The following is a 15,352-nucleotide window of genomic DNA, read 5'->3' on the forward strand; positions in this document are numbered from 1 at the left end:
ATGCCTCTGAATATCAAAGCTCGCAGCTTCAACTGTGAGCTGAGCCCGCGTGCGCTCGATCTGTGGAACCCGGACCTGCGGGCGGCGCTGGAAGCCGGCACTGACACCATCACCATGTACGGCATTATCGGCGAGGACTGGTTCGGCGAGGGTGTTACGCTCAAGCGCGTCGATGCCGCACTGAGAGCTATCGGCGACAAACCGGTAACCGTCTACATCAACTCGCCAGGTGGCGATATGTTCGAAGGCATCGCAATTTACAACCGTCTGATCGAGCACTCTCAAGAGGTCACCATCAAGGTGCTCGGCCTGGCCGCCTCGGCGGCATCCGTCATCGCCATGGCCGGCGCCAAGCGCGAAGTCGCCAAGACAGCCTTCCTGATGATCCACAACTGCTGGACCTACTTCGCTGGCAACCGTCACGCCATCCGCGAGCTTGCCGACACGATGGAAGAGTTCGACCGCGCGATGATCAGCCTCTACGCGGACACCAGCGGACAGAACGAAGCAGCGGTGGAGAAGATGCTCGATGCCGAGACTTACATGAACGGCTCGAATGCCGTCGAGAAGGGTTTCGCTACCGGATTGATCTCCGCTGCCGAGGTTGAACGGGCACCGAGCGAAGAGGGCGCGCAGGCTCACTCAGCCCGCAAGCTGGATGCCGCTCTGGCGAAGTCCGGCATGGCCCGCAGTAAGCGCCGCAAACTTATTTCTGAAATCAAGACCAGCACGTCTAGCGCTGCTGGCGGCGACACGCTTCGCGCTGTCGTGCCGGGCATGCCTAGCGCTGCCCTTGATGTATCCGCGTTTGAAGAAACCGCAAACCAGGCGTCGGCACTCCGGAGCCTTATCCCCGGCTGCTGAATAGCTGAAACCGCAACCGACTATCAACCGCCTGCTTGGCGGTTTTTTCATTTCTGAAAGGACAAAACCATGCCCCAAGATCTTTCCGCAATCGAAGCTTCCCAGAAGCAAACCCAGGCCGACCTGAAAGCCGTCGGCGATCAGATCAAAACCTACGCCGAGCGTACCGAGAAGGAAATCAAAGCCTCCGGTGAGATGCAGACCGAAACCCGCTCCAAAGTCGACGAACTGTTGACCAAGCAGGGCGAGCTGCAGGCGCGCATGCTGGAGGCTGAGCAAAAGCTGGTCAACGCCAATGGTGGTGGGTACAAAGACGAGCGCCAGCAATCCGCAGGCGAACTGGTGGTCGCCAGTCAGCAGATGGAAGGCGTAAATGCCTCGTTCCGTGGTTCCCGTCGCATCTCCGTGCCTCGCGCTGCTATCACGTCGGTGCCTGCGTCTGGTGGTTCGCTCGTCGCGCCGGATCGTCGCCAGGAAATCATCTTGCCACCGGAGCGTCGCCTGACAATCCGCGACCTGATTGCACCAGGTACTACCACCAGCAATTCGCTTGAATACGTTCGCGAGACAGGCTTCACGAACAATGCTGCAACCGTGGCCGAAAATACCGCTAAACCGTATTCGGATCTGGTGTTCGAACTGGTGAACGCGCCGGTTCGCACCATCGCGCATCTGTTCAAAGCCAGTCGTCAGATCCTTGACGACGCTGCCGCGCTCCAAAGCTACATCGATGCCCGCGCTCGTTACGGTCTGCTGATGGTAGAAGAAGCTCAATTGCTGTACGGCAACGGCACAGGTGCCAACCTTCAGGGCTTGATGACCTTGGCTCAGGCCTATGCGGCACCAGGCGGTATCGTCGTGACCGGCGAGCAGCGCATCGACCGCCTGCGCTTAGCGTTGTTGCAGGCTGAGCTTTCCGAGTTCCCAGCGGATGGCATCGTGCTCAACCCGATTGACTGGGCAGCAATCGAACTGACTAAGGACAGCGAAGGCCGGTACATCGTCGGACAACCTCAGGAAGGCACCGCCGCTCGCCTGTGGAACCGTCCGGTGGTTTCGACCCAGGCCATGCAGCAAGACGAGTTCTTGACCGGCGCATTCCGCCTCGGTGCACAGATCTTTGATCGGATGGAGATCGAGATTTTGGTGTCGACCGAGAACGCCGATGACTTTGAGAAAAACATGGTCACCATCCGCGCAGAAGAGCGTTTGGCTTTCGCTGTTTATCGCGATGAAGCGTTCGTCACCGGCTCACTGACCGAAGCGGCCGGCGGCTAACCCACTCATGAAGGCGCCCAGGTCGGGCGCCTTTTCGCAGGAGAGATAAACAATGTCTACTTCCGAAAGTGACGACAAACCAAAAACTCAGCGGCGCACCGCAGTGAAAGCCGACGATGATCCCAAAGAGGAAAAGCCAGCAACTCAGACGGCGCAGACCATTGAGATTTACCCGCTGCGCTCCTATCAGGACGCGGGAGAGATCAAGCGCAGGGGCGGTCCGGGCTACAACGCCCCGAAACGCCATGCGGAGCGACTTATCGCGGCCGGCCTGGCCACCGACAAAAAACCGAAGGCCTAAGCATGAACGCCATCTCGACCGACGAAGCGATGCAGCACGTGCGCGCCGATGATGATGACCGTGGGCACGTGGAGCTGCTGCTGGCAGCTGCCGAAGATAGCGCTGCTCAGTTCATGAATCGACGCTTCTATGGTGATGCGGAAAGTCTGGCGGCGGCGGTGTTGGATGGTACGGCTGGTTCCGATCCAATCCTCATCAATCCCTCTGTCCGGGCGGCCTGCCTGCTTATTCTCGGCAACCTGTACGCGAACCGAGAGGACGTTGTGGTGGGGACCATCTCCAGCGAGATTCCTATGGGGTCTCGCTCACTGCTTACGCCTTATCGCATCGGCTGGGGGGTGTGAATGCGCGCTGGCCCTTTGCGTCACCGCTGCGCGCTCATGCAGGCCCAGCAGGTTAAGCGCCCAGGCGGAGGCTTTACCGAATCATGGGTCGAGCTTGCCAGGCTGTGGGCCGAGATCACCATTCCGACTGGCCGTGTTGCTGTGGCAGCGGATCAGCTCACGGCCGAAATCACTGCTGAAATTCGTGTTCGGTACCGGACTGATATCGTGGCAGGCATGCGAATCATCCATGGCGGCAAGACTTTCAAAGTCGAAGCCCCGCTAGCTGACAACGATCAAACGATGCTCCGGCTGCTGTGCTCGAGCGTCACCAACCCTTAGAGGTCATCCCTATGAAAGTACGTGCCTTGGCCAGTATTTCTGGCCCCATGGGTCGCAAAGCTGCGGGCGAAGAGTTCGTGGTGAACGCAACAGAAGGAAAAGATCTGATCGACCGCAAGTTGGTGGCTCCAGTCGAGGACATCGCTCCAGCTGCTGATCCTGAACCCGAGCCGCCGAAGACTCCGAAAACACGCAAAGCGAAGTCCTGATCATGGCCGCCCGCCGCTCGCGTCTGGATGGCGACTTCAAGCTGAGGAAGACGCTTCGCAACATCCATACCCAGCTCGACAACGAGCTTAAACCTGCCATGCAGGTAGCGGCTGATAAGCTCTTGGCGACAATGAAGGAACTTGTTCCGAAGGATACGGGGGAGGGCGCTGCTGCGTTGACGGCATTCGTATCGAAAAGCGGCTTGGACGCGCAAATCGGGCTTCGCGGGAAGAAGGCCAACCAGCGTTTCTTCTATCTGCGCTTCATTGAGTACGGCACCAAGGGGTACACCGAAGGCAAAAGGTCCGGCGGGCGCAACAAGCGAGTGACGAACAAATCGGACGGCTCGCACTTCTTCGGCAAGTACCCAGATATACCGGCTCGCCCAGCACATCCCTGGCTGCGCCCGGCCTATGACGTGAACAAGGAGTTCATCCTGGCCAGCATCAACCATGCGGTCAGCAACACGCTGAAACGAGCAGTCGAGGAACTGGGCAATGGCTGATCCATCCTTCGCACTGCAGGTCGCGCTGTTCGACCGGCTTGAGGCTGAAGTGTCGTGTCCGATCTACGACAGTGTGCCGATGAACGCCGATTTTCCGTATGTCTCGCTCGATTACGAGATCTCCAGCAATGATGACTTTCTGGCCAGCCGCCGCGACGTCCGGATGTTCTACCTGTCGGTTTGGTCTGACTTCAAAGGGCAGGAGGAAGTAAAGCGCCTCATGGCCGAGATCGATGCAGCGACCCACGAACGACCGTTGCCGCTCACCACCGGGCGGGTTGTGTCGATACGCGTCGAGCGCAAGCAGACCAATCGCGAGCCCGACGGCATCACGTATCAGGGCAGCGTCACCCTCCGAATCATCACCCAGCACTAATTCGATTTATCCACGCCGCGCTGCGGCTTTTCACCTGTCCCAGGAGGACTACCCATGCCTGTAAATACTGGCGCCGGAACGCGGATTTCTATTGGCCCGCGTCTAACGGCGAAGCTGACAACCGACCACGCAGCCGCGCTTACTCTGCTCAAAGCCATCACCTACGTTGAAGTTGGCGAAGTCGAAAGCATTGGCGATTACGGCGACACCACCACCGACGTGTCTTTTGCCGCGTTGGCCGCCGGCCGAGCCGAACACCTCAAAGGCCTGAAAGATGGCGGAACGACTGACGTTACCATCGGCTTCGATGCCGGCGATGCTGGTCAGCTGGCGCTGGTCGCCGCCTATGACGATCGAAGCCGCTTCGATTACCCGATCAAGGTTGAGTATGTAGACGGCTACGTCGACTACTTCGCCGCCAAGGTTATGGGTAACAAGAAGACCGGCATCACCACTGGTGACGTTCTGAAGCGCGTCGTCACTCTGGGCATCAACTCGGACATCATCGAGGACGATGCCGAAGAAGACGCCGGCGACTGATTGGTCTGCTTCATCCCGGCGCTCCCAATCTGGAGCGCTGGCTCACCCTTCCGTTTCGATAAAGAGAATTATCCATGTCCAAGACCAACCACGGCACCGTTGAAGTAACCGTCGGCGAAGAGACCTTCACTCTGAAACCAACCCTGAAGGCCATGAAGGCAATCGAGGGTCGTTTCGGCGGCATTCTGCCTGCGATGCAATCGGTCGGCTCAGCCAACCTTTCGGCCATCAGCTTCATCATCGCCATCGGCACCGGTGTAAATCTGGCTAAGAAAGGCGCTGTCGATCCTATCGAAGAAGCTGTATTTGAGGCGGGCCTCGGCGAAGTGGGTAGCCAGGTAATTCCGTACCTGACCGGTTTCCTGAATCCCGCCGGCAAAACCGAGGCCGAACTTGAGGCTCAGGCCGAGTCGGGAAACGAGTAAAGCGCGACCCAAATCTCACGGTCGTTGATGAGCTGTTCAACATTGCCACCGGCTGGCTCGGATGGTCGCCAAGCGAGGCATGGAACGCCTGCGTCATCGAGATCGTGATGGCCTGGGATTCGAAGCGTCAGTTCCTGATGGATACCAATCCTTTCAGCGGGGGTGGCGACAAGGACAAGCCCTCGAAAAAGATCGTGGCGAAGGAGGTCCGGATGGGCTTCCGGGTTGCGGCAATGAGTAGAAAGCAGGACTGACTCACAGATTATCAGAACCGCCTCGTGCGGTTTTTTTTCGCCCGGAGAAAAGTACATGGCTGATGCCGACGTTCAAGGCATGTTGATTCGCATTGAAGCGACAACGGCGCAGCTTCGTCGTGAACTTGCTACTGCTGACAATGCTGTTGCTGGGACTAGTAAGAAGATCGATAAAAGCCTGTCCGGGGTGGATGGCGCCTTTGATCGAGCTGGGAAGAGCGCTCAGTCAGCTGCAAACCTTATCAAGTCTGCCCTTGCGATAGCCGCTGGCGCGGGGATGGTAGGATCATTTATCAAGCAGGCTGATGCCTATGGACAGATGGCCAGCCGCTTGAAAATGGTCACTGGCAGCACCGCTGAATACAACGCTGTCCAGAAGCAGTTGATGGAAATCAGCGACCGGACTTACAAGCCTTTGGAGGAACAGCAGGAGCTGTTTATCCGCAGCTCCAAGTCCATGAAGGAGTTGGGCTACTCAACCAAAGACACCATTGATTTCATCGACAGCGCATCCAGCGCTCTGACAATCAATGCCGCTACGTCCGAAAAAGGCTCTCAGGCCATTGATGCCTTATCGAAGGCCATGATCACAGGGAAGCTCGGTGGTGACGAATGGAATGCTGTTCTTGAAATCATTCCGACCACCGTTGGCGACCTCGCTAAAAGCATGGGCAAGTCGGAAACCGCGGTCAAGCAAATGGCTGCCGAGGGCAAGCTTCAGACTAAGGTTTATGTCGACGCCCTGATTGCCGCGCAAGCTCAAAACGCGAAGCTTGCCGAAGATATGCCTACTACCGTAGGAGATTCACTGACGAAACTGTCGAATCATTTCTCGGCAGTGGTTGGCGAAATTAACGGAGCCACCGGCGCAACGGGTGTGTTTTCCGGTGTGATTGATGATTTATCTGCGGTATTGGCTGACGGGGAAGTAACGGCGGGCGCCATTGAGGGATTCACAAACTGGATGACGGCGATCAAAACCGTCGCCGGAGAAATATCCTCGCTTGCGGACCAGATTAACGACTTTGTTGGCGATGCTACAGATTCTTCATTTTCGATAGGCGAGGCGTTCTCGCAGATGCCCATCAACCTACGCGCGGCTGTCCAGATCGCGGTGGTTGAAGTCGCTCATTTCATCGATAACGTCCTAAACCAAGCGCAGGCTGCAACCGCGTATCTCAAGGCCCTGCCTCAAGGGCTGGAAGCGGCATCGGCCGCGTATGACTCGACTCGCGCCCAGATGGCCGCCAACGACCAAGCGCGCAGCGACACGATTGATGGGATTTTTGCCGAGCGTGACGCGCTGCTTGCTACAGGCAAGGCCGCTGGTGATGCCTATCGGGAGCAACACAAGGCGCTGGGCACCATCAGCACCGAGCGCACGGCCGCTGTAAAAACGCTGACCGACGAGGAAAAGAAAGCGCAGAAAGCTGCGGCTGATGCTGCAGCAGCCCTTGCGAAAAGCCAAGCCAAGGCCCTCGCCGATCTCAAGGCTCAATCCGATATCGCCATCGCGTCCGCGACAGGCCTGGCGGCTGCCTATTTGGCTGGCACCGACAAGTCCCGCGACTTCGCGCTGCAGCAGAAAGTCGAGGAGGCGCTGCTCAAAACCGGTGCTGGTGCGCGCGATAAAGTCACCAAAGCTATCAACGACATGCAGGATGCGCAGGATCGGCTCGCCGTCAGCAAGCAAGCCTACGACCTGCAGCAAGAAACCACCGACCTGATCGCCCAGGCCAAAGCCACTCTGATGGGTACGGACGCGCTGGAAGCGTACAACGTTGAGAAAGCGATGCAGGTCGCGCTGGCCGGCAAGAACATCGAGGTCGGGAGTAAGGAATATCAGCAACTGCTCGATGCGACAAAAGCGCAGCAGGATGCTGTGAAAGTTGCGAAGCAGGCCGGCGATGCGGGTTCCATCATGGATCGCCTGTACCCGCAGTCCAAGTTACTCAGGGACTACACCGAAGATCAGAAATCGTTGAATGCTGCGATGGTGCTCTATCCGGAGCACGCGGCCGAGTATCAGGCTGCGCTACAACGCCTGGGTGTCGAGTACGAGCAAAACAAAAACGCGGCCACTGAATGGGGCAAGTTCACCGAGGGCGCGGTCGATCGCATCGACGAAGCGTTCGCGAACATGTGGGAGTCGGTGCTGAGCAAGTCCGGCGATTTCATGGACACGCTCAAGAACAGCTTCCGGCAGTTCCTCGCCGAGATGCTGCATATGGCGATCACCAAACCGATCATTGTGCAGATCGGGTCGGCACTGGGCGTGGGCGGCTTGGCTGCGAGCGATGGTGGCAGCATTCTGTCCGGGCTGACTGGCGGCGGTACCGGCATCATGTCGTACCTGAACACTGCCAAGAATGTCATGTCGGTAGCTGGCAGCAAGTTCAGCGAATCGATCATGTCGGGCTGGAACAGTGGCGATGGCGTGCTCGGCGGGCTACAGAACGCTTTCAGCAGTGGGGCGGATTACGTTCAATCTGCGATTACCAGTGCCTTTAGCACAGGTTCGGCGACTGTCGCGCAAATTACTACCGAAAGCGTATCTCAAAGCCTTACCTCAGCCTTGGCCACCGGTACAGAAAACTTTGCGGCACAGTTCGGTACGGGTATTTCCCAAGGGGGTTCGCTTACCGGTGCGGCGGCGTCTTCCACGTTAAGCAGTAGCTTAGCGACTTTAGGAAGTGTGTTGGGTTATGTCCAAGGCGCGGTATCAATATTTCAATCTTTTCAAGATTACGGGCTTAAAGGTGGTGCGGTGTCCGGTGGTATGGCGGCGGCGGGTGCCTACATTGGCTCGTTCGTCGGCCCTCTGGGCACGGCAGCAGGTTTTGCTATCGGCGCCACCCTTGGTTCATTGGGCGCTGGCAAGCTGTTCGGCAGCGGCGAGAAATACCCGGACCTCAGTACATCGGCTACCGGCCGCTATATCAACGGTCAGTACACCGATACCGGCATCGCTCCCAACTGGCAGACCAACGCGCCAAAGTACGGCTCTGCCGCTGATGCGCAAATGTCTTCAACGCTGAACAAGTTCAGTACGACCCTGGGGATGCTGTACGACACTCTCGGCAATGGTGCCGATGTGGTGGCGTACAACACGCTGCAGCAGCGCAAGACCTCCGGCAAGTACTCGACCACCTTCGGCGCACAGCTGGACGATGGCTCGGTCATCACCGGCAAACAGCAGTTCAAGGCCGATGACATTGCCGCGGCGCTCACTGCTGACTATGACGACATCATGGGCACCTTCCTCGCGAAGGCGATCGTCAGTTCGAAGTCGTTGCCTGACTACTTCAAGGCTCAGTTCACTGACTTCGCGAACAGCTGGGACACGACGGCCGACGAGGTGATCAAGGCGATCGAGGGCGTATTCACTCGCTTCAATGGGGTGAACGATGCGCTGTCGCTGATCAACGTCAACAACCTCAAGCTCGATGACACCGGGCTTCAGGCGTCCGACTCGATCCTGAACATGGTCGGTGCGATGTCGGATCTCGACACCGCCACGGCTACGGCCAAGGAAAAGGTCGATGCGCTCAACACTGCCGTCGGCACCTACTATCAGGCGTTCTTCACCGCTGATGAGCAGTTCGCTGACCTGACCAAAAGCCTGCAGGATGCATTCGCAGGGTTTGGGCTTGAGCTTCCTGACAACCGTCCTGCCTACCGCGACATGGTCGAAGACATTGATGTGACGACCGCTGCCGGTCAGGCGATGTTTGCCACGATGATGGGCCTGGCCACCAATGCCAAGTCCTACTACTCGACACTCGAGCAGAAGGCGAAGGACGCGGAGCAGGCGGCAGCGGACGCAGCGCAGAAAATCATTGATGGACTGATGGGCAATGCATCCAGCGCTTTCAGCGCCGTGCAACGGTCTATCACGGCGCAGCAGAAAATGGCCTCGGACGCCTATAACGCACTGACCACCTCGCTGAACGACATGCTCAGCACGGCGAACACCAATGTCAGCGACCTAACCGGTGTGAGCAATGATCTGAGTTCGGCGCTCAAGGCGCTGCGAGGGGATTCGGACGATGCGGTGAAGATGCTGCGCGCCCAAGCTACGGCAACCCTGCAAAGCGCGCTCGCGACTGCCAAGGCTGGCGGTTCGCTGGCGGGGTTTGCTGGTCTCAGCGACGCGCTGGATACAGTGAGCAATAACAGCACCGATCTGTATGCCTCGCTCGAAGACTTCAACCGCGACCAAGGCCGTACAGCCAACGTCGTGGCCGAGCTCAACGCGCTGAACGGCAAGCAGCTCACCAGCGCCCAGCAAACGGTCAAGACGCTGCAGGACCAATTGGATCAGGCCAAAAAGGCATATGACGCCCAGATGGCGCAATTCGATGCCCAGTTGGCGTACGCCCAGTCACAGTTGGACGCATTGAACGGCGTCGATAACTCCATTCTGGGCGTAACGGCGGCCGTCAATGCGATGAATGCCGCCGTAGTTGCAGCGTTATCGGCGCTGCCACGGACCGGCGCAGGAAGTGCGGCTGCCAATACCGCACAGAACAACGGCACGATCATCGATTCGGTTTACCAGTCGATCCTCGGCCGGGACGCAGACGCAGCGGGCAGAAATTACTGGCTGGGCGAGTTGGCCAATGGACACATCGCTTACGACCAACTCGCTCAAGCTGTTGCCAATGCGGCACGAGAGAAAGGACAGGCTGTCGTTGCACCAGGCTATGCCACTGGCGGCCTGATCTCCGGTCCTGGCACCGGCACCAGTGACAGCATTCTGGCTCGTCTTTCAAACGGCGAGTTCGTCATGAATGCCGATGCGGTCCGTATGTTCGGTCCAGATCTGCTCAGCCAAATGAATGGGTTGCAGATTCCAGCGTTCGCGGTCGGCGGGCCGGTGCTGGACGTTACCGGGCCGAGCCAGGTCTTTGCTGGCAGAGGCTCGCCGTCTGGAAGTAGCTCTGGTGGCGACGCGGCAACGGTTTCCGAGTTGCGAGGATTGCGCAGCGAGATGAAAGCCAACTTCGAGTACATCAGCAAATACATCAAAGAGACCGCCGACAATACAGACGATATCGCAAACGGCGTTCAAATCCACGGCACAGTTTCGACTAAGGCGGTGTCGGCATGAGTCAAATGAAAGTGGTACCCGGGATCAAAATAACCCCGGCCATCATGATCGCTAATGCGTTGCCGGATATGGATTATCCGGCGTACTCAAGTACCGCGGCGTATAACATCGGGGACTATGTGACGATTGATCTCATCAATTATCAAGCGCTGGTCGCCAATACGAATAGGCATCCGGTGACTGATACAGCGACACCGGCGGCATGGCAGGCGATAGGCTGGGTGAACAAATACCGGATGTTCAATAAGAACATTGGTAACACCTGGCAGATCGGCACCTTTACTTCCAGTCCGGAAAGTATCGATTTGACGATTCGTCCCGGTAAGCGGATCAACGCTATTGGGTTAGTTGGTGTCAGGGCCTCGTCGGTGCGGATTGTGATGACGGTTCCAGGTGTCGCAGACGCTGTTTATGACAAAACGTTTGCCATGTCTAGGAAAGCCGGTGGTAGCTGGTACCAGTATTACTTCGGTCCATTTACTACCAAGGATAACCTGGCCGAGTTCAATTTGCCGCCCATCAATAATGCCGACATCCGCGTGATCATTAGCGCTCCCGGTGGGACCGCTCAGGTGGGAATGATGGTTATTGGATGGGCGAAAAACCTCGGCACTGCAGTCTATGACACATCCTTCGGACGCAAGAAGTACTCGACCATCAAGGAAGAATTCGACGGAAGCGTAACCATGACCAAGCGCGGTCGTCGCCGGTCAATTGATTTTCAGGTGGTGCTTCTCGACGACGACGAGATATCTAGTACACAGCGCGTTCTCGATGACGTGGACGACACTCCGGCTCTTTTCGTGGGATCTAGCGAACTGAGTTACACGATCATAGTTGGGATATTTGACGACTTTGATACTGCTCTTCCGACTTACAACTTCGGCAAATACACACTCAAAGTAAGGAGCCTCAGCTAATGGCTATCCAGCCGCTTACCCCTATGCCGTCTCCGCCGTTGCCGACCGATTCGGAAGATGTGTTCGACGAACATGCCGGGACATCCCTGACCGCCCAGGTCACTTTCACAAACGAGATGAATGAGGAAGTCATCCCCGGCATTAATGCGGCGGTTCAACAAGTGCACGAGGACGCCCTCTACGCGGGCCAAGCAGCAGATCGAGCCGAAGCCGTTGATACCACTCTCGGCCACTACGTGGAAGATGCTGCGGCGGAGGTCACAAAGGCCGCCGCGGAAGTCTCAAAGGCAAAAGTTCAGGCAGAGAACGCTGCCGCTTCCGCGCTCGCCGCCGAATCTGCTTCAGGATCAATCGGAAACCTCGCGCTTCTGCACGCCGTCGCGCTCTCATTTTAAGGAACCATCATGGCTAATACTTTCACTGCACCATTTGCTCAGACACCCAAGACGAACGCTGTAGACCTGACAGCTGCGACGGCGGTGGGCACGGCAGGCACGGTTCTGGTTACTGCCGGGGCCAGCGGTTGCGTCGTGACCAGCATTCGGGCAACGCCAAAGGGCACTGTTACCGCAAGCGGCATCAATGTGAACAAGGCCGGAAGGGTTATTCGATCTGAAACCCTGCCTGCGTACACATCGGCGCTGACCGCGAAGCTGCCTCAGGTCGCGTTCGATATCACGCCAGCCACACCTCTTGAACTGGGGCCCAACGAAACGCTCGACGTCACGCTGCTCGTGGCTCAAGCGGCTGGCGTCACTTTCTCCGCCACATGGAAGGACTACTAATGGCTTACGGTAATCCTTTAGGCAACCCGCTTGGGAATCCGTTGGGCATCCCGCGCCATGCGTCAGGACCCTCTTCGGCCATTGGGTCTATTGTTGCGCATGTTGGTGCGGCCGCGGCAAATGAGCTTCCCGCGGACGGCCGCAGTCTGCTAAAGGCGAACTACTCAGCCCTGTATAACGCAATCGGTGATGCGTATACGCAGGCGGTTACAACCAACTTGTTCACGACAGTTTCACTGCCGAGTATGTCAAACTGGGTCAGTGTCGCTTATGGCAATGGGTTGTTTATCGCTATCAGCGATACGGGCTTAACTTCCGTATCTTCAGATTTCGGCGCTACTTGGCAAGCAGGAGGCGCGTTACCGGCTGCTACATACACCTGTATCACCTATGGCGGGGGAATCTTTGTCGCTATCGCGACCGGTGTGGCCTTCGGCGTTTCATCCATAGACGGCATGGCGTGGACAAAGCGGACAATGCCTTCTGCCGCCAATTGGTCATGCGTAGCTTACGGAGGGGGAAGATTCGTAGCATTCGGAGGGAATGGTACGAATTGGGCTGCATATTCACTGGACGGTCTTACTTGGACGGGTAGCAGCAACTTAACAGGCTTGTCTAGCGGCGACGCAGCTATCGCATACGGTTCGGGTAGGTTTGTAGTTTTAGATAGGACAAGCATCACTGCCGTTAGTGCCGGAACCGTTGATGGCGTTACATGGTCACTATCTCCATTTACCGCATCGCAAGGATGGAAATCAGTCACCTACGGTAATGGGTTTTTTATAGCTGTAGCAAGCACTACATCCCCCGTAGTTAACTATTCATGGGATGGCATAAATTGGGTCCCCAGCGGAAGTTATTTTTCTGTTCCTTTTTGGTTAGCGACGTTTGCTAACGGCAGATTCTTTATCTTCAGGGCTAGTGGAACAGCAATAACTAATATCGATCATGCTAACGGTACAGGGGGAACATTCAATTTACCGGCAGAAGGATACATCCGGTCGGCGGCAACAGGCGGAGGTTTCATGGTATTACTGTCAACTTTTTCGTCTAATCTGGCTGCTCGCGTAAATCTTCTACCTCCTACCAACTTCAACCTTCCCAACGTCCAAGCACTGGACCCTGATAAAACAGTATTCGTGAGGGTTTCATAATGGTTAAGATCGAAAACGGTAAGGCCTTTCGAGAGCCAGTACCTGATTTCCTCGACAAATCCGGAACCCCCGAGGCGCTTGCTGCTCTCGCAGATCTGTCCTGGACTGATCCATCACTGGGAGTGCAGGACTCCGCATGGTGGCCCGAAGAAAACGCTGACGGCGAACTGGGCACGAACAAGAAGTGGGGCGCTGAGGTCCTGACCCTGGACGCTGATCGCAAGGTGGTGATCGTTACCCACAAGCAGGTCAACATGACTGCCAAGGAAAAGGCGGATCGCGATGCGCAGATCAAAGCCGACTGGGCGCAACGCATCGCTGATCGGCGGTATCAGGCTGAAGTATCGGGCACCACCATCGAGGGCATGCCGATCGACACTGGACGCGACAGTCAGGGCCTGATCACAGGCGCTGCATTGGCCGCAATGCTCGACGCTGACTACGTGCTGCGCTGGAAGACCCTGTCGGGATTCGTGGAGCTGACTGGTTCGCAGATCATTGCCGTGGCGTCGGCCATCCGTGCGTTCGTTCAGGCATGTTTCGACCGCGAGTCAGCGCTGCTCGATGCTGTGGCCGACGGAACGATCACCGCCGAGATGTTGGAAGAGGGCTGGCCAACATGACGACCCAGCCCATCTCTACGCAGGCTTAGACCGGCGTGTATTCTATGCCATCTTGGATTTGCCCGGTCAGAGCAATCTTGTTCTCTGCTGATTCGGAGAAACTAGCCAGTAGCTCATTTGGCTTTAGAACATGGCTGTCCAGTTGCTCAACCCAGTAGTTCAGCCCAGCCTGATCCGGAGCTCGGCCAAGGACGTGCTCGTAAAGACTGGATGCGAGCTGAAGGTTAGTCGGGTTGGTACCATTTAGAGCTTGAAATTCGTTGCTCGAAACAAAGCTTTGGGCGACGTCTTGCAGCAATACGCCGTGATCCAGCTCATCTATCCAGTAGCCCAATCCAGCTTTGTCTGGCGTCCGATCAAAAGCAGCCTTGTACAAGCGATAGGCCAAGCCTGCGTTTCCATCAACGTCCAGAGCGACAGACTTATCGTTGAATTGGATACGCTCGACACCGTCCAAAAATATGCCAGCGAACGTGCCGTCTTGTTTGGCGTAGCCAATTTCTTTGAGCCCGGGCTGAATGTATGCCTGTGTTGAGTTGGCGTTTATCTTTAGCGTGTCGATCCCGGCCAACCCGTCCACTCTTATAGAGCCGGAAAGCGTGCTTGCATCCAATGTGAAAACGTCATTGAAATAGCTTCCCGAAGTGAAAGCAGGTCCCACAGGTATCGTGCTTCCTTGGCCCAAGGGTGCCCCAGGTGCTCCCCATAGGTAATTAAGAGCCAGCAAGTCATAATCACCGAAGTGCTCGGTGTTGCCTCCGTTGTAGGCCATTATGGTATGGCTTGCTGAGGCCTGCTCTATAGGCAGATAAGGTCCCACATCGTCAGAACTGTAGTTTCCGGGATGCTTCAAGCCTAGGGCATGGCCAGTCTCATGCAACGCAACCTGACGGCCGTATCCACTCCCGAGATTCTGTATCGCGGTAACGGTTGAATTTAAATAGACCGTCGCGCCCGAGCCATCTGAATTTATCTGCATGTAGCCGGTGCTAGGCGAGCCATCAGCTAGTTTCGGACCATCTGTGTAAAACTTGTAGGTTAGGAGCCCGCCTTGGTCGACCTGGTGAAAGTTCACGCCAATTTGCGCGGATACTTCAGCGAGCATTTCCGTCACGGTCTGCATCTGCTGGGGACTATATCCGCTAAAACTGTAGGTGATATTTGCTGAGGTTCCCAGCGGATGGTAGGTCGCCAACGTCCGATAATTGGCTTCCACCAGTGCGTCAATCCGTATATCTCCCGTAGCCACTTCAACCTCCTTGATCGATGCGAGGGCGTGTCTATGACGCCCGAAAATTGGCGTTATACCAGTTTGATATCACAACGGATACATTTTCGT

At 56.7% G+C, this 15,352-nt stretch carries 18 protein-coding genes; 17 read left to right on the forward strand and 1 reads right to left on the reverse strand.

Annotated features, from left to right (window positions below):
* From ACRER8_RS12240 to ACRER8_RS12320, 17 genes are all read left to right on the forward strand, one after another.
* A complete protein-coding gene (locus ACRER8_RS12240; protein ID WP_431746524.1) occupies positions 1-864 on the forward strand; it encodes a head maturation protease, ClpP-related in 864 nt (287 codons plus the stop codon).
* A 69-nt stretch (positions 865-933) separates the two neighbouring features.
* Positions 934-2,142 (forward strand): phage major capsid protein, encoded by a 1,209-nt coding sequence (locus ACRER8_RS12245; RefSeq protein WP_431746525.1) that lies wholly within the window; start codon positions 934-936, stop codon positions 2,140-2,142.
* Positions 2,143-2,194: 52 nt separating this feature from the next.
* Positions 2,195-2,443, forward strand: coding sequence for a hypothetical protein (locus ACRER8_RS12250; protein WP_431746526.1), 249 nt, complete (start codon positions 2,195-2,197; stop codon positions 2,441-2,443).
* A 2-nt stretch (positions 2,444-2,445) separates the two neighbouring features.
* On the forward strand, positions 2,446-2,787 hold the full coding sequence (locus ACRER8_RS12255; RefSeq protein ID WP_431746527.1) for a head-tail connector protein: 342 nt from the start codon (positions 2,446-2,448) through the stop codon (positions 2,785-2,787).
* Positions 2,788-3,108: a phage head closure protein gene (locus ACRER8_RS12260; protein WP_431746528.1), complete on the forward strand. Its 321-nt coding sequence runs from the start codon at positions 2,788-2,790 to the stop codon at positions 3,106-3,108.
* An 11-nt stretch (positions 3,109-3,119) separates the two neighbouring features.
* Entirely contained in the window at positions 3,120-3,317 is a 198-nt protein-coding gene (locus ACRER8_RS12265; protein WP_431746529.1) for a hypothetical protein, read from the forward strand.
* 2 nt (positions 3,318-3,319) lie between these two features.
* Positions 3,320-3,823 carry an HK97-gp10 family putative phage morphogenesis protein gene (locus ACRER8_RS12270; RefSeq protein WP_431746530.1) on the forward strand — a complete coding sequence of 168 codons (504 nt, stop codon included), beginning with the start codon at positions 3,320-3,322 and terminating at the stop codon, positions 3,821-3,823.
* Entirely contained in the window at positions 3,816-4,199 is a 384-nt protein-coding gene (locus ACRER8_RS12275) for a DUF3168 domain-containing protein (protein WP_431746531.1), read from the forward strand. The genes ACRER8_RS12270 and ACRER8_RS12275 overlap by 8 nt, the downstream gene beginning before the upstream one ends.
* Positions 4,200-4,253: 54 nt before the next feature.
* A complete protein-coding gene (locus ACRER8_RS12280; protein WP_431746532.1) occupies positions 4,254-4,739 on the forward strand; it encodes a phage tail tube protein in 486 nt (161 codons plus the stop codon).
* 74 nt (positions 4,740-4,813) lie between these two features.
* Positions 4,814-5,164, forward strand: a complete 351-nt coding sequence (locus ACRER8_RS12285; protein WP_431746533.1) for a hypothetical protein — start codon at positions 4,814-4,816, stop codon at positions 5,162-5,164.
* A 107-nt stretch (positions 5,165-5,271) separates the two neighbouring features.
* Positions 5,272-5,418 carry a hypothetical protein gene (locus tag ACRER8_RS12290; RefSeq protein ID WP_431746534.1) on the forward strand — a complete coding sequence of 49 codons (147 nt, stop codon included), beginning with the start codon at positions 5,272-5,274 and terminating at the stop codon, positions 5,416-5,418.
* Between the two features lie 277 nt (positions 5,419-5,695).
* Positions 5,696-10,531, forward strand: coding sequence for a tape measure protein (locus ACRER8_RS12295; protein ID WP_431746535.1), 4,836 nt, complete (start codon positions 5,696-5,698; stop codon positions 10,529-10,531).
* Positions 10,528-11,451: a hypothetical protein gene (locus ACRER8_RS12300; protein ID WP_431746536.1), complete on the forward strand. Its 924-nt coding sequence runs from the start codon at positions 10,528-10,530 to the stop codon at positions 11,449-11,451. The genes ACRER8_RS12295 and ACRER8_RS12300 overlap by 4 nt, the downstream gene beginning before the upstream one ends.
* The gene (locus ACRER8_RS12305) at positions 11,451-11,846 is read left to right on the forward strand and encodes a hypothetical protein (RefSeq protein ID WP_431746537.1); all 396 of its coding nucleotides are present in this window, start codon (positions 11,451-11,453) and stop codon (positions 11,844-11,846) included. Before ACRER8_RS12300 ends, ACRER8_RS12305 begins: the two co-directional genes overlap by 1 nt.
* 9 nt (positions 11,847-11,855) lie before the next feature.
* Complete coding sequence (locus ACRER8_RS12310; RefSeq protein WP_431746538.1) at positions 11,856-12,236, forward strand: hypothetical protein; 381 nt, start codon at positions 11,856-11,858, stop codon at positions 12,234-12,236.
* Positions 12,236-13,390: a hypothetical protein gene (locus ACRER8_RS12315; RefSeq protein WP_431746539.1), complete on the forward strand. Its 1,155-nt coding sequence runs from the start codon at positions 12,236-12,238 to the stop codon at positions 13,388-13,390. Before ACRER8_RS12310 ends, ACRER8_RS12315 begins: the two co-directional genes overlap by 1 nt.
* Positions 13,390-14,013 carry a DUF4376 domain-containing protein gene (locus tag ACRER8_RS12320; protein WP_431746540.1) on the forward strand — a complete coding sequence of 208 codons (624 nt, stop codon included), beginning with the start codon at positions 13,390-13,392 and terminating at the stop codon, positions 14,011-14,013. Before ACRER8_RS12315 ends, ACRER8_RS12320 begins: the two co-directional genes overlap by 1 nt.
* 25 nt (positions 14,014-14,038) lie before the next feature.
* Here the strand turns inward: ACRER8_RS12320 and ACRER8_RS12325 are convergent, their stop codons facing one another.
* Positions 14,039-15,262 (reverse strand): DUF4214 domain-containing protein, encoded by a 1,224-nt coding sequence (locus ACRER8_RS12325; protein WP_431746541.1) that lies wholly within the window; start codon positions 15,260-15,262, stop codon positions 14,039-14,041.
* Positions 15,263-15,352: the final 90 nt, after the last annotated feature.

It is taken from the genome of Pseudomonas sp. (genome assembly GCF_050739935.1).
GTDB lineage: Bacteria > Pseudomonadota > Gammaproteobacteria > Pseudomonadales > Pseudomonadaceae > Aquipseudomonas.